We start from the raw sequence: 21,678 nt of genomic DNA, 5'->3' as shown, positions 1-21,678 counted from the left end.
GGGCGGGCACGGCGTCGGTGGGCGCGACCGCGGCCACGGCGTCGTCCGCGTCGAGCGCGGCGGCCGTTTCCACCGATTCGGCGCGCAATGCCGCGCTCAACGCCATCGCGGCCACCGGCAAGTCGGGCGGCACGTCGTCGGGCGAGGCGGTGTCCACCTCGAAATCCACGATGATCCCGCTGTCGGCGATCGCCAGCTTCGGGCCCGGCACCACGCCGATCGCGATCAATCACGAAGGCCCGTTCGTGGCCGTGACGATCTCGTTCAACCTGCCGCCCGGCGCGGCGCTGTCCGACGCGCGGCGCGTGATCTACCAAACCATGGCCGACATCGGCATGCCGGCCAGCATCAACGGCGCGTTCGCCGGCACCGCCGAGGAGTTCGAGAAGGCGCTGGAGGATCAGTTGCTGCTGATCGTCGCCGCGCTGGCGGCGATCTACATCGTGCTCGGCATCCTGTACGAAAGCTACGTTCACCCGATTACGATTCTTTCAACGCTGCCGTCCGCCGGCGTGGGCGCGTTGCTCGCGCTGCTCGTGTCCGGCACCGAGTTCGACATCATCGGGCTGATCGGTATCTTCCTGCTGATCGGCATCGTCAAGAAGAACGCGATCATGATGATCGACTACGCGATCGTGGCGGTGCGGCACGGCAAGACGCCGTTCGACGCGATCCACGAGGCGTGCCGGCTGCGTTTCCGTCCGATCCTGATGACCACGCTGGCCGCGTTGTTCGGCGTGCTGCCGCTGATCTTCGGGCACGGCGACGGCGCCGAGCTGCGCGCGCCGCTCGGCATCACGCTGGTGGGGGGCTTGATCGTGTCGCAGGTGCTGACGCTGTACACCACGCCGGTCGTCTATCTGTACATGGATCGGCTGCGCACGCGGGCCGAACGGCGCCGCGCGCGTCGCGCCGGCTTGCCGCCGCCGGCCGGTGCGTAGCAGAATGCATTGCACGACAGCCTGGCCCGGCTGCCGGCCCTGACCGGCACGACCCCACAAGCTCAAGGAGGCGCGATGCGCGATCCCGAGATTCGGCATTTTTCGCTGTACGACCTGATGGATCCGGCGCAGCGCGCCGATCCGTATCCGTGGTATCGCCGGTTGCGCGACAGCGGGTCGGTCCACCACGACGAGCGCGTGGACAGCCTGCTCGTGTCGCACTACGAGGACATCGTGGCCGTGCTCGACGACCCGCGCTTCTCGGCGTCGCGGCTGAACCTGGCCGATGAAACCGATCCCGCCGCGCTCGACATCGGCAAGACGCTGGCCGACCAGATGCTGTTCCTCGATCCGCCGGATCACACGCGCCTGCGCAAGCTGTTCGCGAAGGCGTTCACGCCGCGCCGGCTCGACGCGTTCCGGCCGCGCATCGAGGCGCTGACGCACGATTGCCTGGCCGCATGCGCCGGGCGGCGCGCCGATTTCGTGACCGAGTTCGCCGTGCCGCTGCCCGTGATGGCGATTGCGCTCGTGCTCGGCGTGCCGGGCGAGGCGCGCGAGCAACTGCATGCGTGGTCGGTGGCGTTCGGCAGCATCATCAGCGGGCGGCCGATGATGCCCGACGAGGTGGCGGGCGTGCAGCGCAGCATCGCCGAGTTCCGCCGGTATTTCGCCGAACTGATCGCCGCGCGCCGCGCCGCGCCCCAGGACGACATGCTCAGCGATCTGGTGGCCGTCGAGGAGGCGGGCGACCGGCTCAACGAGGCCGAGCTGATCTCGAACCTGATTTTGTTATTGGCGGCCGGGCACGCCACCACAACCCACCTGCTCGGCAACGGCTTGCTGGCGTTGGCGAACGAGCGCGATCAGTGGCGGCGCTTCGTCGACGACCCGGCGCTGGCCGCGCCGCTCGTCAACGAGCTGCTGCGCTTCGACGCGCCGGTGCAGGTGACCGGGCGCGCGGCGAGCGAGGACATGGTGGTGGGGCGGCGGCGGGTGCCGAAAGGCACCTATCTGCATGTGCTGATCGGCTCGGGCAATCGCGACGAGCGCCAGTTCGCCGCGCCGGATCGGCTCGACATCGGGCGCCACGGCTCGCGCGTGCTGTCGTTCGGGCACGGGATTCATACCTGCCTCGGCGCGGTGCTGGCGCGGATCGAGGCGCAGATCGTGTTCACGGTGCTGGCGCAGCGTTACCCGGATTTCGAGGTGGATGCGTCGCGCGTGGAGCGTACCAACAGCATCGCGTTTCGCGGGGTGCGGTGTTTGCCGGTGGTGTTGAAGTAGGGGCGTTCTAGAGGATCCTCGGCACGTCGCCGCGCTTGCGGCGCCGGCGCAGCGAGACGGACAAGGTCGGGACATCGAACCATTGGCGGGCCGCAAGCCGCACGGCCCGGTCGAACGATTCGTCCTCGACGGTATATCGCTCGTCGACCGTGATCAGCCAGCCGTCGCGGGTGCGCGTGCAGCACACCCGCTCCTCTTCCATCAGATCCGCGTACCAGCGCCAGATGCGCGCATCGTCGAGATTCGCGAGAGCGGCGGCGCGCAACCGGGCCAGTTCCATGTCAGTCGGCGGCATGCCGATCGTCCTCCCGTCGATATCGGTCGTTACCAGCCGAACTTGGCTTCGACGCCCACGTAATCGGCGTTGCGCGCGCCCAGCGCCCGAAGCGCGTCGCCGATCTCGAAATGCACCGCCTCCAGCGCCAGCGCCACGTTGTCGTTGACCAGCCAGTCGGCGCGCACCTGCGCATACATCCCCGTCCACAAGCTGCCCTTGCCGGCCGTGCCCGGCACCGCCGCCATGCCCTGGCCGTAGATGGCGTCCTGCGTGGTGGCCCGCCATTGGAACCCCAGCGCCGTCAGCAACGTCACCTTCGGCGTGACCTTGAAGGTGACCGACGGCTTCACGTGGATCACGTTGCTGTAGCCCGTATAGCCCGCGAGCGTGAAGTAATAGCCGTTCGGGAACAGCGGGTTGAACGTGCCGACGTGGCCGTCGCCGGGATGGCGGTCGCCCGATGCGCCGTCGACCTGCAGCCCGATGCGCGGCGTGCCCGGCAGCGTCGGGAATGTATAGCCGCCCAGTGCGCCGAACGCCCACGCGCCGATCGTGCTCGCGCCCACATGCCCGGTCTGCCCCATTGCTTCGATATCCCAATCGAACGGCGCGGCCTTGCCGGCGTAACGGGCGTCGAACACGTCGCGCCGCTCGTTGCCCCTGGCGTCGATGAAGCTCGCGCCGTCGCGCTCGTAGCGCGACCAGTAGGCGGACAGATCGCCGGGGCCGAACCCGGCGCGCTCCACGCGAACGCCGCTGAACTTCAGATGACGGTTCGACGTGTCGTTGAACGTATCCACGTCGCGATACTGCACGGGGCGCGTCAGATAGCCGATGAAGCGCCACGGGCCGATCTCGTAGTCGCCCCACAGCCCGTCGAAGGCCTGGCGCACGTTCGGGCCGTCGCGTGCGGCGATGAAGCGCTGCAAGTCGAACGCCATTTCCTGCCGGCCGATGCGCGCCTTTACGGTGCCGGCGCCCAGTTGCCCGACATAGGCGACGAACGCCTGTTCGACGTCGAGCGGATTTTTGTCGACCGGCGACACGGCGTTCTTGCCGAACGCGCGCGCGTCTTCCAGTTGCACGAACGCCTGTACGTGCTCGCCGAAGCGCGCATCGGCATGCACCTGCGTGCGTTGAATCAGCCAACTGTCCTGACGCGCGCCGCCGAGACCGAACAACGGCGTGTTGTTCAGCTCGAAGCGCTCGCGCAGGTTCGCGCCGAGCGATACGTACCACGAAGGATCGGCGCCGAGCGGGAGGTACTTCAGCCCGTCGAGCGGGCGGCGCGGCAGGCACGGGTCCGCCAGCGCGCCCCAGTTTTCCTGCCAGCGGTTGAACGACGGAACCGGCCGCTTTGCCGTGCAGGTTTCCGCGGCGTCCGCGGTGTCGGCGCGCGCGGCGTTCGCGCCGCTCAACAGCACGCCGGCCATTGCGACGATACCGGCGGCTTTCTCGATACGACGCGCGCGCGGCGGGGTTGGCATCATGAAGGCGTCCTCGATGGAGGGCGGCACGCGGGCCGCCTCAGGCATGGGGGGAATCGGGAGACGGCGCATCGCCGGTGGTGAACGCGAGTGCGGCCAACGCGAGCGCCGGGGCGAGCAGCGCCCAGAAACCGATGTGCCGCCAGCCGAGCGCACCGGCTGCCGCGCCGAGCGCGAACGCCGCGATGGCCGGCAGCATCTTCGCGAAGCGGGCCCGTGCGGTGCGGCGCACGGCCTCGGGCGCGCCGGGCGACAGCAGATCCACCGCGTCGAGGATCGCCTGCGTGACGTTGCCGGTCATCACGGTGTTCGGCACGCCGGGCCGCCCGATCAGGCGCGGATGCGCGTTCTGCACGCCCATCGCGAACGCGCCGAGCATGCCGGCCGCCACCACGGCGAACCCATCGGGCGCGGCCACTGGCGATGCCGCCACGCCGGCCAGGCAGAAGCCCAGCATCAGCGCGGCCTGCGCCGCATGCAGCAGCCGCGCGCCGTGGCGCACGTGATGGCGCGGCAGCGCGCGCACCAGGAGGCTGCTGCCCGCGACGCCGGCCACGAACGCGGGAAACACCGCGAGCTTGAGCAGGATGCCCTGCCCGTAGCCGCCGGCGCCCGCGCCGATCAGCACGAAGTTGCCGGTCACGTGCGCGGTGAACAGCCCGTACAGCGCCACGAAACTGAGCGTGTCGACGAAGCCGGCGATCGCCGCGAGCAGCGTGTCCTCGCTCTTCATTTCGCCGCGGCGGCGTGGATCTCGGCGATATAGCCGCCCGGGAACTGCACGATCACGGCGTCGCGGCCGTCGGACGCGAAGCGCGGCACCAGCGTCTTCACGCCGGCGGCCTCGGCCTTCTGCAGCGTCGCGTCGAGATCGGCCACTTCGTAGCCGGTCATCTCGTGCCCGAACGGGTAGGGCAGGTGGCCGTCGGTGACGAGCACGGTCATCTTGCCGAAACCCGATTCGAGGCGGATGCGGCGATACGTGTCGCCGGGGCGGCCGATCTCGACGCCGGGCGCATGGCGCACGTCGGACACCACCTTGCCGTGCGAGAACGCCACGAAATCGCGCACCAGCTTGTCGGCGCTTTGCGGCGATACGTACACGCGGTTCTCGGGCACGGTTTGCAGCGGCGCGTAGTTCGGTGCTTCGGTATGCCAATAAAGCTGCATGTTCACGCCGCCCGGCCATGCGATCACGGCGTCGCGGCCGATCGGATCGGGGAACGTGTCGACGATCACGTCCGCGCCGTGCGCGCGCGCCGATTTCACGGCGGCGTCCATGTCGGTCACGAGGTAGCCGGTGCGCTCGGCGCCGAACGGATGCGGCACGGGCGTCTTGAAGCCGAACACGGAGATCGAGCCAGACGGCGTGAACACGAGCTGCGACATCGTCTGGCTCGGCGTGGGCGTGACCTGGAACACGCCCTGCTTCGACTTGCTGCCGCCGAACGTGGCCACGAAGCTGTCGGTGAAGCGGTCGAAATCCTCGGGGGCGACGTACACGTGCGTGGTGTCGTATTGCGGGCCGACGGCGAGCGTGGCGGCGGCCGGGGCCGTGCCCGACGACGCCTTGGCATACGCGGCCGGCGCGGCGGCCGTTGCGGCGGCGATCGCCAGGGCCAGCAAGGTGGAACGAATCGTGATCATGTTCGGTAATCCTGTTGGTGTGAAGTCCGTATCGAAACGCGGCGCGGGCTCAGGCGCGCGGCCTGCCGCCGAGCGCATCGCGGTTGTCGAGGCCATCGAGCCGCGTGGCGAGCGCCAGCGCCGCGATCAGCCCGAGGTGTTCGAAGAAACTGTTGAAGGCCATGAAGCGGGCGGCGCCCGTCAGGTTCCAGAAATCGTTGGCCACGGCCATCGCGACAAGCGTGAGCATTGCGAGGCCGCCCGCGCCGAGCCAGGCGAAGCGGCGCACGACGATGCACAGCGAGCCGCCGATCTCCACGACGATCGCGAGCGCGGCCCACAACGCGGCCGGTTGCAGGCCGAAATGCGCCTGCTCGGCCACGGCGTCGCTGAAATGCAGCAGCTTGTCGATGCCGCCGACCAGATAGGCGGACACCAGCGCCAGGCGCAGCAGCGGCGCGGCCCACGGCCACGCCAGCAGCGCGCTCACCCAGCGCGGGTTGCCGGAAAGACGCGACGCGCGCATCTCAGATCGCCCAGCACGCGCAGCCGAACGCGCCCCAGAACGCCTTGGCGTCCGAGGTCGGCAGTTCGCGGCCCCACGCGTTCGCGTGCGCGTGGCCATGCAGCGTGCAGGCCACGGCGCAGCCGCATTGCGCGGCGGCCTGCGCCGCCCGTTGCAGCGGCGCGCCCGCGCGCTGCGTGGCGCCCCAGCCGCCATAGCCGCCGTATTCGCGTACCGGCGACCAATCGGGCATGGCCGGCGGAATCGGCAGATCGTGTTCCGAGAACGGCCCGGCGCCCCACACGATGCGCCCGCCCACCACGGTCAGCAGCGCGCTGGTGCCGGCGATGTCGTCCTCGGCGCATGCGAAGAAATCGCGGTCGGGCACCATCAGGTCGGCCAGTTGGCCCACGGCGATGCGGCCTTTCTTGCCTTCCTCGTTCGAGAACCACGTCACGTATTCGGTCCACATGCGCAGCGCGGTGTCGCGATCGAGCAGGCTGCGTTGCGGATAGAGGCGCAGGCCGCCGATCGTCTTGCCGGTCACGAGCCACGACAGCGATACCCACGGGTTGTAGGAGGCCACGCGCGTGGCGTCGGTGCCGGCCGATACCTTCAGGCCTTTTTCCAGCATCCGCTTGACGGGCGGCGTGGCTTCGGCCGCCTGCGCGCCGTAGCGTTCGACGAAGTATTCGCCCTGATAGGCCATGCGGTGCTGCACGGCCACGCCGCCGCCGAGCGCGGCGATGCGATCCATCGAGCGTTCGGAAATCGTTTCGGCGTGGTCGAAGAACCAGTTGATGCCGTCGAGCGGAATCTCTTCGTTGACCTTCTCGAACACGTCGAGCGCGCGGCTGATCGTTTCGTCGTAGGTGGCGTGCAGCCGCCACGGCCAGCGGTTCTGCGCGAGCACGCGCACCACGCCTTCGAGTTCGCCTTCCATTTCGGGCGGCAGCTCGGGGCGCGCGACGCGGAAATCCTCGAAGTCGGCCGCCGAGAACACCAGCATTTCGCCCGCGCCGTTGTGACGGAAATAGTCGCTGCCGTCGTGATAGGTGACGGACTGCGTCCAGTTCACGAAATCTTCCTTCTCGGCCTTCGGCTTCTGCGTGAACAGGTTGTAGGCGATGCGCACCGTCATCTCGTTCGCGTCGTGCAGTTTGCGCATCACTTCGTAATCGTCGGGGTAATTCTGCGAGCCGCCGCCGGCGTCGATCGCGCCCGTCACGCCGAGCCGGTTCAGCTCGCGCATGAAGTGGCGCGTCGAGTTGTACTGATACTCGATCGGCAGCTTCGGGCCCTTGGCGAGCGTGGCGTAGAGGATCGTCGCGTTCGGGTTGGCGAGCAGCAGGCCGGTGGGGTTGCCGGTTGCGTCGCGCAGGATCGTGCCGCCCGGCGGCTCCGGCGTGTCCTTCGTGTAGCCCACCACGCGCAGCGCGGCGGCGTTGAGCAGCGCGCGGTCGTACAGGTGGAGGATGAACACGGGCGTGTCGGGCGCGGCGGCGTTCAGCTCGTCGATGGTCGGCAGGCGCTTCTCGGCGAACTGATGTTCGGTGAAGCCGCCCACCACGCGCACCCATTGCGGCGCGGGCGTGACGGCCACCTGGCGGCGCAGCATTTCCATGGCCAGCGCGAGCGACGGCACGCCGTCCCAGCGCAGCTCCATGTTGTAGTTGAGGCCGCCGCGAATCAGGTGCAGGTGGTTGTCGATGAGGCCGGGCAGCGCCGGGCGGCCTTGCAGATCCACCACGCGCGTGGCGCTGCCGGCGAGCGGCACGATGTCGGCGTCGTCGCCCACGGCGACGAAACGGCCGTCGGTAATGGCGACGGCGCGCGCGATCGGGTTCGCGCGATCCAGCGTGGTGATCCGGCCGTTGTGCAGGATCAGGTCGGGTTGCTTCGTGACGGTGTTCACGGGCGTTTCCTTTTCGAAGAAGCGACGGAGCGGGAAGGGCGATGCGAGGAAGGGCGCGCGCTTACGCGCCTAGCCAGAGCCGCACGGCGGGCAGGGCCTGCGAGCCGATCACCATGCCGAGCAGGCCGACCAGCGCGATCAGCGGCGGCGCGGGGGAGCGCACGCGGATCGCGCTGTAGATCACGCCGACCAAAGCGCCCGCGCCGAGCGAGACGAGATAATTTTCCATGCGCTCGACCTCCCGATCGAATTAGAATCCGGGCGCTGCATCCGGATCCGCGTCGCGGCGATCCGCTGCCGCGACTGAAAATTGATTAACATTCCTTAGCGTCGGATTCGGCGCCTGGATCCCCACTATCTCCGACCCCACCATGCCAGCCCTACCCGATCTCGAAGCCTGGGCGATCTTCGCCCGCGTCGTCGAAACCGGCTCGTTCGCCAGGACGGCGAACCTGCTCGGCATTTCGCAGCCCACCGTGTCGAAGGCCATCGCGCGCCTCGAACAGCGGCTCGGCACGATGCTGCTGTACCGCACCTCGCGCAAGCTCTCGCTGACGCCCACCGGCGAACTGCTCAGCGACCGCGCGCTGCAACTGCTGGCCGACGCGGAGAGCCTCGAGAACGAAGCGTCCTCGCACGCGCTCGAACCGCACGGCGTGGTGCGCCTGAACGCACCGATGTCGTTCGGGCTGCGCCATCTCGCGCCGGTGCTGCCGGCGTTTCTCGAGCGCTACCCGAAGGTCGACGTCGATCTCGTGCTGACCGACAACCTCGTCGATATCGTGTCGAGCGGCTGCGACGTCGCGATCCGCATTGCCGATCTGACCGATTCGTCGTTGCGCGCGCGCCGCCTGTGCGCGGTGCGCCGGCCGCTCGTCGCGTCGCCCGAATACCTGGCGCGCCACGGCCGCCCCGAGCACCCGCGCGAGCTCGAGCATCACCTCAGCATGATCTACACGAACCTGCCGTCGCCCGATTTCTGGCGCTTCCGTCACGCCGAAACGGGCGAGGAGTGCGCGGTGCCGGTGCGTGGCCGCATGCGCACCAACAATGCCGACGTGATCGTGCCGGCGCTGCTCGACGGGCAGGGCATCGCGCTGCAGCCCGAGTTTCTCGTGTGGGATGCGCTCAAGAGCGGCGCGCTCGAACGCATCATGTGCGACTGGCGCATCGCCGACATCAACGTCAATCTGGTCACGCCGCCCGGCATGCTGCGCGCCGCGCGCGTGAAGGTGCTGCTCGATTTCCTCGTGGAGCACCTGGCGCATTCGCCGTGGGCCGTGTCGGAATCCTGATCGATGCAATGCGGGCCGCGCCGGCGGTTCGGCGCGGCCCGTGTGCTTACTTCGCGGGCACCGGCGCGAGGATCTCGTGCGGCACGGCCGTGCGCTGCTGCGCCTTGTGCACCATCGTGTAGGCGTAGTCCACGCCGAGGCCGTACGCGCCCGAATGTTCCTTGGCGATCGCCATCACGGCGTCGTAGGTTTCGCGGCGTGCCCAATCGCGTTGCCATTCGAGCATCACCTGCTGCCAGGTCACCGGCACCACGCCGGCCTGGATCATGCGTTGCATCGCGTAGTCGTGCGCGTCCTGCGAGGTGCCGCCCGATGCATCCGCCACCATGTAGATCTCGTAGCCGCCTTCGAGCATCGCGCACAGCGCGAACGTGGTGTTGCAGACTTCCGTCCACAGGCCCGACACGATCACCTTCTTGCGGCCGTTCGCGGCCAGCGCGTCGCGCACCTTCTGGTCGTCCCACGAATTCATCGAGGTGCGTTCGAGCAGCGGATGATCGGGGAACACGTCAAGCAGTTCGGGGTACGTATAACCGGAGAAGCTTTGCGATTCGACCGTGGTGATGGTGGTGGGAATGTCGAATACCTTGGCGGCCTTGGCGAGCGCCACCACGTTGTTCTTCAGCGCTTGACGGTCGATCGACTGCACGCCGAACGCCATTTGCGGCTGCTGGTCGATGATGATCAGCTGGCTGTTGTGCGGGGTGAGAACTTCAAGCTTCGAATCGCTCATGACGTGTCGTCCTTGGATGGGTAGATCAGGGCGGCGCACCATGCGGCGCGACCGAAAGGGTTGCATCGGGTTGCGTCGAACCGCTGTGCGATCCAACGCCATTTATTTGACACGGAATCGCGGCGCCGAGAAATCCAAGAAACGGAATCGGATCCATTCCAAAAACAGCGTCTGAAATACCGGGGTGCGCGCTTTTGTTCTTCTTGCAAACCCGTTAGGCTGGCGGGCAATTCGCCGGGTGCATTCGCTCGCCGGCCCACTTTCGACGGGAGCCGAACCATGAAGGCTTATGTGTTGTCCCTGCTGGCCGGCGTGTTGGCCGGCGTCGTGTATGGCGCGATCGGCGTGCAGTCGCCCGCGCCGCCCATCATCGCGTTGCTGGGCCTGCTCGGCATGCTGGCCGGCGAGCAGATCCTGCCGCTGGTGAAGCGCATGGTGGCGGGGCACCGCTTGCCGGCCGCGTGGCGCGAGGCGAAGTGCGGCCAGCACATGTTCGGTTCGCTGCCGGGCGGCGCACGGGTGGAGCCGGCCGCCAAGGGGCGCAACGCCTGAGAGGGTTGCGCGTGCAACGACATCGGCGATGTGCGCGCGACGATACGATCGGGGCATGGCCGGATGCGATTGGCGCGATCGCCTGCAAACTTGGCGGGTGTGCCCATAGGCCCGGCGCGCGGGCGCGGCTAGACTGAGCCATCGGGCGGGCTGCGTCAGGCGGCCTGCCGCGCACCGGAGCCGATCCATGACCGAACCGTCCCGCATCACGCAGCATTACGAACAGGCTGCGCCCAGCCTCGTCGAACGCCTTCGCGCCGCGCTCGCCGCGGCCGGCTTCGACGACACCCAGGCACTGAGCCCGGCCGATCTCGCGCCGCTCGACCAATTCCACTCGCGCGGGCTCGACGCCACGCGCGAGCTGGCCGGCCTGCTCGCGCTCGACGGCAGCCAGCGCGTGCTCGATATCGGCTCGGGGCTGGGCGGCCCGTCCCGCTACTTGGCTTCGACCTTCGGCTGCCACGTCGAGGGCATCGATCTTTCGTCATCCTATGTGGACGCGGCGCAGTTTCTCGCCGGGAAAACCGGGCTGGGCGACCTCACGCATTACCGGCAGGGCAACGCGCTGGCGTTGCCGTTCGAAGACGGCGCGTTCGATATCGCGTGGACTCAACACGTCGCCATGAACATCGCCGATCGCGACACGCTCTATCGCGAGGCGCATCGCGTGCTGCGCCCCGGCGGCCGCTTCGCGATCTTCGACGTGGTGGCCGTATCCGGCGAACCGCTGCATTTCCCGGTGCCGTGGGCCGCCGATGCCGATTCGAGTTTTCTCGTGACGCCCGAGCGAATGCGCGGCGTGCTCGAAGCGCAGGGCTTTGCCGTGCAGTCGTGGGTGGATTCGAGCGAGGCGGCGCTCACGTGGTTCGAGGCGCGCGCGAAGCGTCAGGCGCAGATGGCGAGCCCGCCGCCGCTGGGCCTGCATCTCGTGATGGGGCCGGGTTTTCGCGACATGACGGGCAATCTCGCGCGCAACCTGCGCGAAGGGCGCGCCGGGCTGATTCAGGCGGTGTTGAGCAAGGCCTGACACGCCGCGCGGCCCGGCCGATGCCGTGCCGCGCGGTCGGCAGGATACCTTACTTACCCTGAATCAGCATGCCCAGCGGCGCGAGCGGGCCGAGCGGGATGAATTCGTACTGCGCGTAGCCGTCCTGAACAAGCGGCAGCGAATCGGTGGCGGCCCGCGCGGCGTCCAGCGATTCTGCATCCATCAGAAACACCACGCCCGGCTTGTCCTGCCGATACCAGAACTGATCGATCTTGCTGTCCAGATAGAGCTTCAGCGTGGCGGGCACTTCGCGCGGCATGACCTCGGCACGTTGCTCGGGCGTGATCGGCTTGACGATGTTGGCGATGGCGAGGACTTTCATTGAGGACTCCGGTTCGACGAGTGAGGGGAATCGCGACGTGCGACGGAGTCCAGTGTAGGGATCGGCAGGATCAAAGGGTACGGTCATAAACGCCAACTTTAGCGACGTTTACGCCTAATGTGCCATAGCCGTTTTGTTCGAAACTGGTGCACCCGCCGGCGAGCCGTTATTTTGAATCCGGCATGCCGGCGCCCAGTGGCGCATCGGCTTTCAATATTATTTCGCGTGAAGCGGATTGGCGAACTTGCGATGCCGAAAACGGCGGAGAATATCGAACCGATGGACGATGTGGCGTGTCTAAAATGAAATGAAATTCGAAGCGAGAGGGAATGACTATGGCCTTCGCCATTCCCTCCCTGGGCCCCACGACCTCACCAGCTTGCCCCCTAAGCGATCAGAAAGACCAAGCCTGGCGCGTTGCTTGGGCGCAATCCTACCAACTCCTTGCAAGGCTGTCGCGATTATTTGACGGTATTTGTCTTATTCTCGGTCGATGAAATCCAGGTAATCGATTTCATGTTTTTGATATGGAAATCGGCGTGTGTGTTGCATTAACGCGTTGCGCTACCGTTTAATGCTCGGCTATATCGATAATGGCCTGATTCGGCATATTTTCCTTTTTATTGGCGGTGATTATCGTTTCGAGAGGAAAATTTTTCCGATGCGATTGCGGCCCAGGGCCGGCGCCCGGTGATAAACCCTGTTTATCACGGTGAAAATTCCCGCATCTTATCCGGCGAGATTTGGCTGGCTATAGTGCGCGCCAGATCCCCCCACCTGCCGCGCAGGCCGCTTCGACGGCGCGCGGCGCCCCGGAGCCGCCTCGATGAGCACCCCCACCGCGAACCGTTACACCGAAATCCCCGACCTCGCCGACGACGTCCCCGACCTGCTCGCAATCCGCCATCACATTCACCGTCATCCCGAACTGGCGTTCGAGGAAGTGGCGACCGCCGCGCTGGTGGCCGACAAGCTCGAAAGCTGGGGCTGGCAGGTCGCGCGCGGCGTGGGCGAGACGGGCGTGGTGGGCACGCTGACGGTGGGCGAAGGCACGCGCCGCATCGGCATCCGCGCCGACATGGATGCGCTGCCGATCCTCGAAGCCACCGGCCTGCCCTATGCGAGCGAGACGCACGGCAAGATGCACGCGTGCGGCCACGACGGCCACACCACCATGCTGCTTGGCGCGGCGCGCCAGCTTGCGCGCACCCGCAACTTCTCGGGCACCGTGCACCTGTATTTCCAGCCGGCCGAGGAGAAGGGCGTGGACAGCGGCGCGCAACGCATGATCGCCGACGGCCTGTTCGAGCGCTTCCCGTGCGATGCGGTGTTCGGCATGCACAACCATCCGGGCGCGGAACCGGGCCGGTTCCTGATGCGGCGCGGCGCGTTCATGGCGGCGGGCGATCGCGTCGTGATCGAGATCGAAGGCGTGGGCGGCCACGCGGCGCGCCCGCACCTGACGGTCGATGCGGTGGTGGTGACGGCCAGCATCGTGATGGCGCTGCAAACCATCGTGGCGCGCAACGTCGATCCGGCGCAGTCGGCCGTGGTCACGATCGGCGTCATGCAAGCCGGCACCGCGAGCAACGTGATCCCGCAGCGCGCGCGGCTCGAACTGAGCGTCCGTTCGTTCAGCGAAACGGTGCGCGCGCAACTGAAGCGGCGCATCACCGAGATCGCCGAAGGGCAGGCGGCCAGCTACGGCGCGACGGCGCACGTCGATTACATCGAAGGCTATCCGGTCGTCGTCAATTCGGATGCCGAAACCGATTTCGCCGCGCAGGTGGCGAAGGAACTGGTGGGCGAGGACAACGTGACGGAGCAGACCGCCCAGCTTATGGGCAGCGAGGATTTCGCCTACATGCTGCAGCAGCGCCCCGGCTCGTTCGTGCGCCTCGGCAACGGCGTGGGCGAGGACGGCTGCATGGTCCACAACCCGCACTACGACTTCAACGATCACAACCTGCCGATCGGCGCGGCGTACTGGACGCGGCTGGTCGAGCGCTATCTGGCAGGTTGAACGCAGGTTTGCCGGTCCCTATCAGGAGCTTTCTCATGCACGACGAACGGCTTGCGTTGTCCCTCGAAGAATCCCCGGCCGTGTCCGCTGCCCCGGCGCTGTCGGCGCGCGGCGCGGTGGTGGCGGCCGTGATCGGCAATTGGCTGGAATTCTTCGATTTCACGGTGTACGGATTTTTCGCTGTCCTGATCGGCAAGCTGTATTTTCCGGCCGGCGACGCGACCACCTCGCTGCTGCTGTCGGTGGCGACCTTCGCGGCAGGCTTCTTCACGCGGCCGCTCGGCAGCGTGCTGCTGGGCGTCTACGCCGACCGGCGCGGGCGCAAGGCCGCGCTGAACCTGACGATCATGCTGATGGCGGCCGGCACCGGCCTGATCGCGATCACGCCCACCTACGCGCAGATCGGCGTGTGTGCGCCGCTGCTGATCGTGTTCGCACGGCTGCTGCAAGGCTTCTCGCAGGGCGGCGAATTCGGCGCGGCCACCTCCACGCTGCTGGAGCAGGGCGACGCCGCGCGGCGCGGCTTTCGCGCCAGTTGGCAACTGGCCACGCAGGGCGGCGCGGCGTTGATGGGATCGGGCCTCGCGGCGCTGCTGTCGAACGCGCTGAGCAAGGACGCGCTGGAAAGCTGGGGCTGGCGCGTGCCGTTCGTGGTGGGTTTGGCGATCGCGCCGGTGGGCATGCTGCTGCGCCGCCGGCTCGCCGAGGAGCCGGCCGGCGGTTCGCATGCGATCGACGGCGGCGTGCTGCGCGAGTTGTTCACGCAACACGCGCGCACGGTGCTGCTGATCACGCTGACGGTGATGGGCGGCACTGTCTCCACCTACATCCTCACGTTCTACATGCCGACCTATGCGATTCACACGCTGGGCCTGCCGATGAAGCTGTCGATGTTCGTCGGCGTGGCGTCGAGCTGCGTGATCCTCGTGATGTGTCCGGTATTCGGTTGGTTGTCCGACAGGATCGGCAGCCGCAAGCTGCCGATCTTCATCGGGCGCGGCGCATTGGTGCTGCTGCTGTTTCCGGCCTTCATGCTGATGAACCGCTTCCCCACGCTGCCGGTGGTGATGCCGATCACGGCGCTGCTGTTGCTGTGCTTCTCGATGGGCTCGGCCTCCGAATTCGCGCTGATGTGCGAATCGTTCCCGCGGCGGATTCGCGCCACCGGCATTTCGATCGCCTATGCGCTGGCCGTCACGATCTTCGGCGGCACCGCGCAACTGGTCGCCACCTGGCTGGTGCGCGTGACCGGCTACAAGCTCGCGCCGGCGGCCTACGTGGCCGTGTGCGTGGTGCTGTCGCTGATCGCCGTGTCGATGCTGCGCGATACCGCGAAGCGCGCCGAAGCGTAGGGGGCGCGCATCCGGATAGAATCGTCGACTTCTCTCCCGCTCCGGCCTGCCGACGATGATCACGATCCGCCCCATCACCCCCGACGATTTCGACCGCTTCTGGCCGGTTTTCCAGGCGATCGCCGAGGCCCAGGAAACCTACGCCTACGATCCGGCCGTCACGAAAGATGCGGCGCGCGCGTTGTGGATCGACCTGCCGCTGCACACGTTCGTCGCCGAAGAGGACGGTGAACTGCTCGGCTCGTACTACCTGAAGCCGAACGCCGCCGGCCCGGGCGCGCATGTCTGCAACTGCGGCTACATGGTCGCGCCGGCCGCGCGCGGCAAGGGCGTGGCGCAGCGCATGTGCGAGCACTCGCTGCAGGTGGCGCGCGATGCGGGCTTCCTGGCGATGCAGTTCAACTCGGTGGTGGCGGCCAACACGGTGGCCGTGGCGCTGTGGAAGAAGATGGGCTTCGAGATCGTCGGCACGCTGCCGCGCGCCTATCGCCACCGCACGCTGGGCCTCGTCGATTGCTACGTGATGTACCGCTGGCTCGGCGAAACCGCTGCCGCTTGACGTAGCGAAAGCCGCCGGCGCGCCCAAACGAAACGCGCCGCGCATCCCGAAGGATGCGCGGCGCGCGAGAATCGCTTTGCAAACCGAAGCAATGCGCTCGGCGGCGGCCGCCGATCAGGCCACCGAAGACGCCGACGGCGCGCCGAGCGGTGCATACCGCCCCGTGCCTTCCGGCCAGACCGTCAGGACATCGAAACCGTCGTCGGTCACGGCCACCATGTGCTCCCATTGCGCCGACAGCGAACGGTCGCGCGTCACGACGGTCCAGCCGTCGCCCAGTTGCTTGGTTTCCGCCTTGCCCGCGTTGAGCATCGGCTCGATCGTGAAGATCATGCCGGGCACCAGCTTCGTGCCGACGCCGGGCCGGCCGTAGTGCAGCACCTGCGGCTCGTCGTGATAGACGGTGCCGATGCCGTGCCCGCAGTATTCGCGCACGACGCTGAAGCCGGCCGCATGCGCGACGCTCTGGATCGCGTAGCCCACGTCGCCGAGCGTGGCGCCGGGCTTCACGGCCAGGATGCCGGCGCGCATCGCGTCATAGGTGGTGTCCACGAGGCGCTTGGCCAGCGGGTCCGGCTCGCCGACGAAATACATGCGGCTCGTGTCGCCGAACCAGCCGTCCTTGATCACGGCCACGTCGATGTTGATGATGTCGCCGGCCTCCAGCGTGTGCGCCGACGGAATGCCGTGACACACCACGTGATTGACCGACGCGCAGATCGTCTTCGGAAAGCCGTGATAGCCGATGTTGGCCGGGGTGGCCTTCTGCACGTTGACGATGAATTCGCGGCAGATCGTGTCGAGCTCGTCGGTGGTGACGCCGGGCTTCACGTGCTCGCCGATCATCTGCAGAACCTCGGCGGCCAGCTTGCCGGCCGCGCGCGATTGCTCGATTTCCGCCTGCGAGCGGAGCGGGATTTTCGGAAGGCGCGCCATCATGCCACCTGCTGTAACGGGGTGTCGTCCACCGCCGTCTGCGCTTCGGCGCGCAGCAGCATCTGACAGATTTCGCCGTACGTCAGCGTCGGGTTCAGCTCGGCCAGCATGCCCACGCGCAGCCAGTGCTCGGCCTGCGCGTTGATCGAGCGGCTCAGCGCGCCGCTCGTGCGGCGCAGCGAATCGTGCATCGATTCGGATATCTTGATGATTCCCATGATGTTGCCCTATATATACGAAATGTAGCTGTTTCGCATAATAGCAGGAATCGTGGGCGGTGCCAGCCCCTGGTGGGTCTCAACAACGATGTCCGCAATCCCGCCAAGTTGCCTCGAATAGGCGGCGATAGATTGATGGCTGCCTGGGAATTCATGTCATAAGAATCGGATTGAAGATAAATATTTAATATGCGAAATGTTTGCCATGGAAATTTTATTCCAATTCTCTAGATGAATTCATTGATTATGATTTGGCATTTTAATTGATCGTGTCCGATGCTTGATGGCGATATGCTCCATGTAGGCGTTTTTTTGTCATGAGATTGCCTTAATTTTTCAGCAGGTACTTCGGAATCTGTCGGTCGGATAACCTGTTTCCGGCCAAGAAATTCGTCGCTGATCCCTTTGTAACAAGGGTGTAAGACAAGATAGGCAACGCTGTAATTGGTTTGAAAATTCCGTAGCTGTGGCAATGCGAGGCAGGGTATTATCGATTCGAATATAAATTTAATAATAAGCAAATACTTAATACCGTCGGAACAACCGTGACCGAATGGAGACCATATGATGCTGTATAAAACAGTAGGGGCGATTGCGCTGGTTGGCATATTGGCGGCTGGATGTTCGACCGACGGCGAAGTGAGCCGAAAATGGTCGAGCAATATGCGCGAACTCGGTATTTATCCGATCTTTCCGCCCAGCGCGGATTACCGCGTTGGCGACATCAGGACGCTTCCGCTTTGCGAGTTCGACGATCGAACCAGCCAATACCCGGGTATCGGCCTGCTGGCCGGCTCGCTCGAGCCGTTCCTGCTGGATAGATCGGCAGGGGGATCCGGCGTTGATCTGAGCAACAGCCTCGCGCAACGCAATGGCAGCCACGCCGCGCTGCCCGACTATCCGCAACCGTCCGGCGGCGCGAGCGGCGCCGGTGCGACATACGTCGCGGCAACCGCGCCCAGGGCGGGTTCGAACGAGCTTCCGCTGGCGCAGGTCGCGTTTCCGGGCTTTGTGAATGTCACGGCACATGGCGGGGCGATTTCCGCATTGTTTCCGGTCGGCAATTTTCCGTTGCCGATCGGAACGACCTTCTCGAGAAACGCTTCGGCAAACGTCAACATCAGCGTCGCCGATTCCTATTCGATGCCGGCCAGTTCGCTCCTGAAGTTGTTCGCGACCAAGTCGACCGACATCTTGCCGTCGCAACTGTTTTACGGAAGCAGTGCCTACGCGGGGCGGCCGTGCAACGGCAAACTGGTCGTGACGCTGATCAACGAGGTGTTCTACGGAAGAGTGTTCGACGTCACGCTCAACGAAGAGGCTTCGATGGCGCTCAGCAGTGCCGTCAAGAGAACGGTGTTGCAATCGGTGGACATGCCGATCGCCGCTGCGGTCGCGACTGCGGCATCCGGGCCGCAAGCCACCAGCGATGCGATCGCGGCCGCCAGGGATGCAGCCTCTTCCGCCGCATCCGGCATCGCTGCGAACCTGTGGAGCGGCGCCGCTTCGTCGGTCACGTTGCGACGCACGTATCAACAACCGATCGCCATCGGCTATCGAGGGGTTCGGTTGGTTTACCAGTGGAATGGATCGAGGGCCGAGATCGTCGGGGCCGTCGAATCCACCGGCGCGGGAAGCGCGGTTCCCACGGGTTCGCATAAAGGTGAGGCGCCTTGACCGGATCAACAATGGCCTTGGCATGACGAATGGAGGCGCGGCATGACGGCACCCGGAACAAAGCGAGATCGGTTCGCTGCGGGGTTCGAATCGGCTCGACGATACGGTGGGGGGGCTGCGTTCATTCGGCGAGCCGGATCGGTCGTTGTGGTATTCGCTTCGATCGCGACGGCATTACTTTCTTGCGATACCGCTTACGCCGGCAGTGAGCGCGATCGAAGTCTGGATCCCATCGACTACCCGCTCCCGAACGGCAAGCTCTCGACGCTCGAATCGGTCGCGCCGGAGGTTTCCAAACCGGCCGGCGGGCGTTGGTTTCCTCAGAAAGCACTCGGGCAGCCGTTCGATCTGATAACAAAGCACGTGTTTGACAGCGCGCTATTTTCAATACTGTTGAAGCGCTTGCACTACGACCAGTTGACGCTCCCAGGCACCGACGTGCCGGGCGCGTTTTCGGTTGACGACGGCAAGACTCGAATATTGGAAGCGCGTGAACTGGCCGCAAAACGGGCATCGGCGACGCGGCTGGGTGCTCCGTACGATTCGCTGGGCTTTCAGGAGGCCGTGTACTTGTACGGCAGCGGTACGGTGCCGAAATGCAGCGGCGTACTGGTGGAGCGTTCGTGGGTACTGACGTCGGCTCACTGTGTCGAAGCATGGCAGCGCGGCAGTGTTTTGGTGGTGAGCGTGAGTCGCACGCTCAAGGCGGGCTACGAAGCGGCAGGAAAGCGATGGAAAGCCGAAGTCGATCGCGTCGAGATTCCCGATACGTATCGACCATCGTCGGATTCGTGGGGAACGGTCGATATCGCGCAATACGACATCGGGCTCGCCCATCTCGATCAGCCGCTCGACATCGAGTCGAACACGACGTTGAGAGGCCCGGATACATTGCCCGCCGTGTTCAGGGCGGCCATTGCGAGCTTCGGCGCGAATCGCGATACGCGAACGGACGGCGCGGGCCCGTCGCTCGATGTCGGCTGGAGCAACGTGACGGCCACCTCGGGCTACCTGACGTTGGAGTCCATCGACGCGAACGCGCCCGGCACGACATCGGCAGGCATTTGCCCCGCCGATTCGGGCAGCGCGGTTTACCTGAACGGCAAGATCGATAACGGCATACCGGTGTGGTTGCCGAACGTCGGCGCGTTCGGCGCCAAGACGGAGCGCCGGCGCCTGGTGGGCATCGTCTCGCGTTACGCGTCTGTCGGCGGGCCGCCCCCTGCCGACCCCAGCGTTTGTCCATTGAAGAGCGTGGGTTATGCGACACGCCTTTCCGCCGATCGCCTCGATTGGATCTGCGCACGGGTTGCATCGGTGTGCAAATGAATCGCATCGATACGCGTGAAGCGCGGTTTCCGGATCGATTGGCTAACGCGGCGCGAGATACGAGCTCGCAAGGCATCGAGGCCGGCATGGCCGAGCGGCGGCCGAATTCGTAGCACCTGAATAGCGGAGCGGATCGTCGCCATGGCGGACGCTGCGCGTGTTGTCGACGTCGTTGATCGTCAGTCGCCTTCGTTCGATATGCGGGGGCGTTTCCATGTGCTGTCACTCTTGGGGGGAGCTGCAATGTTGAATGGAATGCGCGGATGCGTGGTGGTGGGAATGGCCGGAGCGATTTTCCTCGGGGGGGCGGTCGCTCATGCCGCGGAGCTACGCGGCGAACCGATTTCGGAGGCCTATCGGGCGAAGTTTCGCAGTTGCGACGAATCCAATCAGTTCGATAGCGTGACGCTGCCGATCAATAAGAAGAATGGCAAGCCTCTCTGGCGTGGATGCAAGAAGGACCCGAGCCGGCTGACACGCCTGGAGCGACTGCCCGCCGCGGGTGACGCGCCCGAGGCTGTCCTGTTCGAGGCCAAGCTTGCATCCGATGCAGATGGCTCGCCAAAAGCATGCAAGAAACCCGGAAAGACGGATCAATGCACGACGTCGCTCATGCTCAAGCCAACCGAGACGTGGCCTTGCCCGGCAGTGTTGAAGAAAACGAACGGAACGTATTGCCGGCCGGTTGACGCATCCCGAATTCCGTACATCGCCATCCCCGGATTTGGACCGCACGGCATCGACGGAAAGGAATTCGGAAAGACAACGAACATCGCACTGGGCGACCTCGGTGTCGTGATCGCGAACGGAAAGGTCGTGCCAGTCATCGTGGCCGACTATGGCCCGGCGTACAAAATCGGAGAGGGATCGATCGCACTGCTGAGCAAGCTGTCGGCGAGCGGTAAAGCCAAGACGATTGGTTCCGGGGTGAAATACATCGTCTTCCCGGGCACGTCGTTGGGCAGGGATACGTCGGCCGATACGCTCGCCACCGATATCGAGCAGAAGGCGATGGCCCTTTACGAGCGGCTCGGCAAATAAGCGGAGCCTTGCGTGGGTATATTCGACGCCCAACGTATCGGCGCGGCATGCCGTGCGATGCGTTGGGCCGGCCGACGCGACCGGATCGGCCCATTTTCGATGGCTCGCGCCCGGCCGTTCGCCTCACACCACCCCGATCCGCCACTGCCCCTGCGGCCAGGTCCCATTGACCGCGAAATCCCCCACGATCCGCTCGCGATAGATGCGCGGGTTATGCGACGCAAGCGTGCGCGCGTTGCGCCAATACCGGTCGAGCCCGTTGCTGCGCAGCGTGGCCGATGCGCCGAGCGCATCGAACACGCTGCCGGTCGCGTCGAGCGCCAGCTCGATCACCACCGTCTGCGCCTGCCAGATGTCGAGTTCGGCTTCGGCGATCGCCGTTTGCGCGTCGTCGCGGCCCACAGCCTGCGTGGCGCGTTCGAGCGCGCGCGCCGATTGCGCCACGGCCGCACCGGCGGCCCAGGCCTGCGCCCGCGTGCGGCCGAGCACCTGCAGCACTGGCGCGTCGGCGGCGGGGCGCGCGGCCGGCGCGTGGCCGGAGCCGGGGCGGCAGGG

Annotated in this window: 22 protein-coding genes and 1 pseudogene; 11 read left to right on the top strand and 12 right to left on the bottom strand. The window is 66.1% G+C overall.

Annotated elements, in window-relative coordinates; all coding sequences use genetic code 11:
- Positions 1 to 941: efflux RND transporter permease subunit (locus G3N92_RS16170; protein ID WP_206128540.1), on the top strand; the 941-nt coding region annotated here is incomplete at its 5' end.
- A 75-nt stretch (positions 942 to 1,016) separates the two neighbouring features.
- On the top strand, positions 1,017 to 2,228 hold the full coding sequence (locus G3N92_RS16165; protein ID WP_206128539.1) for a cytochrome P450: 1,212 nt from the start codon (positions 1,017 to 1,019) through the stop codon (positions 2,226 to 2,228).
- A gap of 7 nt (positions 2,229 to 2,235) precedes the next feature.
- Here the strand turns inward: G3N92_RS16165 and G3N92_RS16160 are convergent, their stop codons facing one another.
- The 7 genes from G3N92_RS16160 to G3N92_RS16130 form a co-directional block, all read right to left on the bottom strand.
- The gene (locus G3N92_RS16160) at positions 2,236 to 2,523 is read right to left on the bottom strand and encodes a hypothetical protein (RefSeq protein ID WP_206128538.1); all 288 of its coding nucleotides are present in this window, start codon (positions 2,521 to 2,523) and stop codon (positions 2,236 to 2,238) included.
- Between the two features lie 29 nt (positions 2,524 to 2,552).
- Complete coding sequence (locus G3N92_RS16155; protein ID WP_241014821.1) at positions 2,553 to 3,938, bottom strand: alginate export family protein; 1,386 nt, start codon at positions 3,936 to 3,938, stop codon at positions 2,553 to 2,555.
- 94 nt (positions 3,939 to 4,032) lie between these two features.
- Positions 4,033 to 4,725 carry a YoaK family protein gene (locus G3N92_RS16150; RefSeq protein WP_206128537.1) on the bottom strand — a complete coding sequence of 231 codons (693 nt, stop codon included), beginning with the start codon at positions 4,723 to 4,725 and terminating at the stop codon, positions 4,033 to 4,035.
- On the bottom strand, positions 4,722 to 5,639 hold the full coding sequence (locus G3N92_RS16145; RefSeq protein ID WP_206128536.1) for a glyoxalase: 918 nt from the start codon (positions 5,637 to 5,639) through the stop codon (positions 4,722 to 4,724). The genes G3N92_RS16150 and G3N92_RS16145 overlap by 4 nt, the downstream gene beginning before the upstream one ends.
- Positions 5,640 to 5,688: 49 nt before the next feature.
- Positions 5,689 to 6,144 carry a DoxX family protein gene (locus G3N92_RS16140; protein ID WP_206128535.1) on the bottom strand — a complete coding sequence of 152 codons (456 nt, stop codon included), beginning with the start codon at positions 6,142 to 6,144 and terminating at the stop codon, positions 5,689 to 5,691.
- Position 6,145: 1 nt separating this feature from the next.
- Complete coding sequence (locus G3N92_RS16135) at positions 6,146 to 8,038, bottom strand: amidohydrolase (RefSeq protein WP_206128534.1); 1,893 nt, start codon at positions 8,036 to 8,038, stop codon at positions 6,146 to 6,148.
- 61 nt (positions 8,039 to 8,099) lie between these two features.
- Positions 8,100 to 8,267, bottom strand: coding sequence for a DUF1427 family protein (locus G3N92_RS16130; protein WP_206128533.1), 168 nt, complete (start codon positions 8,265 to 8,267; stop codon positions 8,100 to 8,102).
- 142 nt (positions 8,268 to 8,409) lie between these two features.
- Between G3N92_RS16130 and G3N92_RS16125 the strand changes: the two genes are divergently transcribed.
- Entirely contained in the window at positions 8,410 to 9,333 is a 924-nt protein-coding gene (locus tag G3N92_RS16125; RefSeq protein WP_206128532.1) for a LysR family transcriptional regulator, read from the top strand.
- 46 nt (positions 9,334 to 9,379) lie between these two features.
- On the opposite strand, the gene G3N92_RS16120 is transcribed toward G3N92_RS16125, so the two are convergent.
- Positions 9,380 to 10,066: a hydrolase gene (locus tag G3N92_RS16120; protein ID WP_206128531.1), complete on the bottom strand. Its 687-nt coding sequence runs from the start codon at positions 10,064 to 10,066 to the stop codon at positions 9,380 to 9,382.
- A gap of 279 nt (positions 10,067 to 10,345) precedes the next feature.
- On the opposite strand from G3N92_RS16120, the gene G3N92_RS16115 reads away from it, so the two are divergent.
- A complete protein-coding gene (locus tag G3N92_RS16115) occupies positions 10,346 to 10,618 on the top strand; it encodes a DUF1427 family protein (protein WP_206128530.1) in 273 nt (90 codons plus the stop codon).
- A 187-nt stretch (positions 10,619 to 10,805) separates the two neighbouring features.
- Positions 10,806 to 11,645, top strand: a complete 840-nt coding sequence (locus tag G3N92_RS16110; RefSeq protein ID WP_206128529.1) for a class I SAM-dependent methyltransferase — start codon at positions 10,806 to 10,808, stop codon at positions 11,643 to 11,645.
- Between the two features lie 49 nt (positions 11,646 to 11,694).
- On the opposite strand, the gene G3N92_RS16105 is transcribed toward G3N92_RS16110, so the two are convergent.
- Entirely contained in the window at positions 11,695 to 11,988 is a 294-nt protein-coding gene (locus tag G3N92_RS16105) for a hypothetical protein (RefSeq protein ID WP_206128528.1), read from the bottom strand.
- Positions 11,989 to 12,814: 826 nt separating this feature from the next.
- On the opposite strand from G3N92_RS16105, the gene G3N92_RS16100 reads away from it, so the two are divergent.
- Genes G3N92_RS16100 through G3N92_RS16090 form a run of 3 tightly spaced genes read left to right on the top strand, consistent with a single transcriptional unit; the run spans position 12,815 to position 15,922 of the window.
- Complete coding sequence (locus G3N92_RS16100) at positions 12,815 to 14,011, top strand: M20 aminoacylase family protein (RefSeq protein ID WP_206128527.1); 1,197 nt, start codon at positions 12,815 to 12,817, stop codon at positions 14,009 to 14,011.
- A 35-nt stretch (positions 14,012 to 14,046) separates the two neighbouring features.
- Complete coding sequence (locus tag G3N92_RS16095; protein ID WP_206128526.1) at positions 14,047 to 15,363, top strand: MFS transporter; 1,317 nt, start codon at positions 14,047 to 14,049, stop codon at positions 15,361 to 15,363.
- A gap of 55 nt (positions 15,364 to 15,418) precedes the next feature.
- Complete coding sequence (locus tag G3N92_RS16090) at positions 15,419 to 15,922, top strand: GNAT family N-acetyltransferase (protein WP_206128525.1); 504 nt, start codon at positions 15,419 to 15,421, stop codon at positions 15,920 to 15,922.
- Positions 15,923 to 16,036: 114 nt separating this feature from the next.
- Here G3N92_RS16090 and map read toward each other — a convergent pair whose 3' ends face one another.
- Together map and G3N92_RS16080 are read right to left on the bottom strand one after the other, a co-directional pair.
- Positions 16,037 to 16,858, bottom strand: coding sequence for a type I methionyl aminopeptidase (gene map / locus G3N92_RS16085; RefSeq protein WP_206128541.1), 822 nt, complete (start codon positions 16,856 to 16,858; stop codon positions 16,037 to 16,039).
- A complete protein-coding gene (locus tag G3N92_RS16080; protein WP_206128524.1) occupies positions 16,858 to 17,076 on the bottom strand; it encodes a ParD-like family protein in 219 nt (72 codons plus the stop codon). The genes map and G3N92_RS16080 overlap by 1 nt, the downstream gene beginning before the upstream one ends.
- A 564-nt stretch (positions 17,077 to 17,640) precedes the next feature.
- Here G3N92_RS16080 and G3N92_RS16075 point away from each other — a divergent pair.
- The 3 genes from G3N92_RS16075 (at position 17,641) to G3N92_RS16065 (ending at position 21,123) form a co-directional block, all read left to right on the top strand.
- Positions 17,641 to 18,753 (top strand): hypothetical protein, encoded by a 1,113-nt coding sequence (locus G3N92_RS16075; RefSeq protein ID WP_206128523.1) that lies wholly within the window; start codon positions 17,641 to 17,643, stop codon positions 18,751 to 18,753.
- 147 nt (positions 18,754 to 18,900) lie between these two features.
- Positions 18,901 to 20,082: a trypsin-like serine protease gene (locus G3N92_RS16070; RefSeq protein WP_206128522.1), complete on the top strand. Its 1,182-nt coding sequence runs from the start codon at positions 18,901 to 18,903 to the stop codon at positions 20,080 to 20,082.
- 141 nt (positions 20,083 to 20,223) lie between these two features.
- Positions 20,224 to 21,123, top strand: a complete 900-nt coding sequence (locus G3N92_RS16065) for a glycoside hydrolase family 75 protein (protein WP_206128521.1) — start codon at positions 20,224 to 20,226, stop codon at positions 21,121 to 21,123.
- A gap of 123 nt (positions 21,124 to 21,246) precedes the next feature.
- Here G3N92_RS16065 and G3N92_RS16060 read toward each other — a convergent pair.
- Positions 21,247 to 21,678 (bottom strand): annotated as a pseudogene (locus G3N92_RS16060) (monooxygenase); the annotation flags it as partial.

The sequence above is a fragment of the Burkholderia sp. Ac-20379 genome (genome assembly GCF_017104645.1).
Lineage (GTDB): Bacteria > Pseudomonadota > Gammaproteobacteria > Burkholderiales > Burkholderiaceae > Burkholderia.
The sequence above is the reverse complement of the archived record's forward strand: the minus strand, read 5'-3'. Positions and strand labels throughout refer to the sequence as shown.

What these genes read in the sequence shown, in the direction of transcription:
- G3N92_RS16165 (WP_206128539.1), top strand. Translation starts at nt 1,017, where the DNA reads ATGCGCGATCCCGAGATTCGGCATTTTTCGCTGTACGACCTGATGGAT.
- G3N92_RS16160 (WP_206128538.1), bottom strand. Translation starts at nt 2,523, where the DNA reads ATGCCGCCGACTGACATGGAACTGGCCCGGTTGCGCGCCGCCGCTCTC.
- G3N92_RS16155 (WP_241014821.1), bottom strand. Translation starts at nt 3,938, where the DNA reads ATGGCCGGCGTGCTGTTGAGCGGCGCGAACGCCGCGCGCGCCGACACC.
- G3N92_RS16150 (WP_206128537.1), bottom strand. Translation starts at nt 4,725, where the DNA reads ATGAAGAGCGAGGACACGCTGCTCGCGGCGATCGCCGGCTTCGTCGAC.
- G3N92_RS16145 (WP_206128536.1), bottom strand. Translation starts at nt 5,639, where the DNA reads ATGATCACGATTCGTTCCACCTTGCTGGCCCTGGCGATCGCCGCCGCA.
- G3N92_RS16140 (WP_206128535.1), bottom strand. Translation starts at nt 6,144, where the DNA reads ATGCGCGCGTCGCGTCTTTCCGGCAACCCGCGCTGGGTGAGCGCGCTG.
- G3N92_RS16130 (WP_206128533.1), bottom strand. Translation starts at nt 8,267, where the DNA reads ATGGAAAATTATCTCGTCTCGCTCGGCGCGGGCGCTTTGGTCGGCGTG.
- G3N92_RS16125 (WP_206128532.1), top strand. Translation starts at nt 8,410, where the DNA reads ATGCCAGCCCTACCCGATCTCGAAGCCTGGGCGATCTTCGCCCGCGTC.
- G3N92_RS16120 (WP_206128531.1), bottom strand. Translation starts at nt 10,066, where the DNA reads ATGAGCGATTCGAAGCTTGAAGTTCTCACCCCGCACAACAGCCAGCTG.
- G3N92_RS16115 (WP_206128530.1), top strand. Translation starts at nt 10,346, where the DNA reads ATGAAGGCTTATGTGTTGTCCCTGCTGGCCGGCGTGTTGGCCGGCGTC.
- G3N92_RS16110 (WP_206128529.1), top strand. Translation starts at nt 10,806, where the DNA reads ATGACCGAACCGTCCCGCATCACGCAGCATTACGAACAGGCTGCGCCC.
- G3N92_RS16105 (WP_206128528.1), bottom strand. Translation starts at nt 11,988, where the DNA reads ATGAAAGTCCTCGCCATCGCCAACATCGTCAAGCCGATCACGCCCGAG.
- G3N92_RS16100 (WP_206128527.1), top strand. Translation starts at nt 12,815, where the DNA reads ATGAGCACCCCCACCGCGAACCGTTACACCGAAATCCCCGACCTCGCC.
- G3N92_RS16095 (WP_206128526.1), top strand. Translation starts at nt 14,047, where the DNA reads ATGCACGACGAACGGCTTGCGTTGTCCCTCGAAGAATCCCCGGCCGTG.
- G3N92_RS16090 (WP_206128525.1), top strand. Translation starts at nt 15,419, where the DNA reads ATGATCACGATCCGCCCCATCACCCCCGACGATTTCGACCGCTTCTGG.
- map (WP_206128541.1), bottom strand. Translation starts at nt 16,858, where the DNA reads ATGGCGCGCCTTCCGAAAATCCCGCTCCGCTCGCAGGCGGAAATCGAG.
- G3N92_RS16080 (WP_206128524.1), bottom strand. Translation starts at nt 17,076, where the DNA reads ATGGGAATCATCAAGATATCCGAATCGATGCACGATTCGCTGCGCCGC.
- G3N92_RS16075 (WP_206128523.1), top strand. Translation starts at nt 17,641, where the DNA reads ATGATGCTGTATAAAACAGTAGGGGCGATTGCGCTGGTTGGCATATTG.
- G3N92_RS16065 (WP_206128521.1), top strand. Translation starts at nt 20,224, where the DNA reads ATGGCGGACGCTGCGCGTGTTGTCGACGTCGTTGATCGTCAGTCGCCT.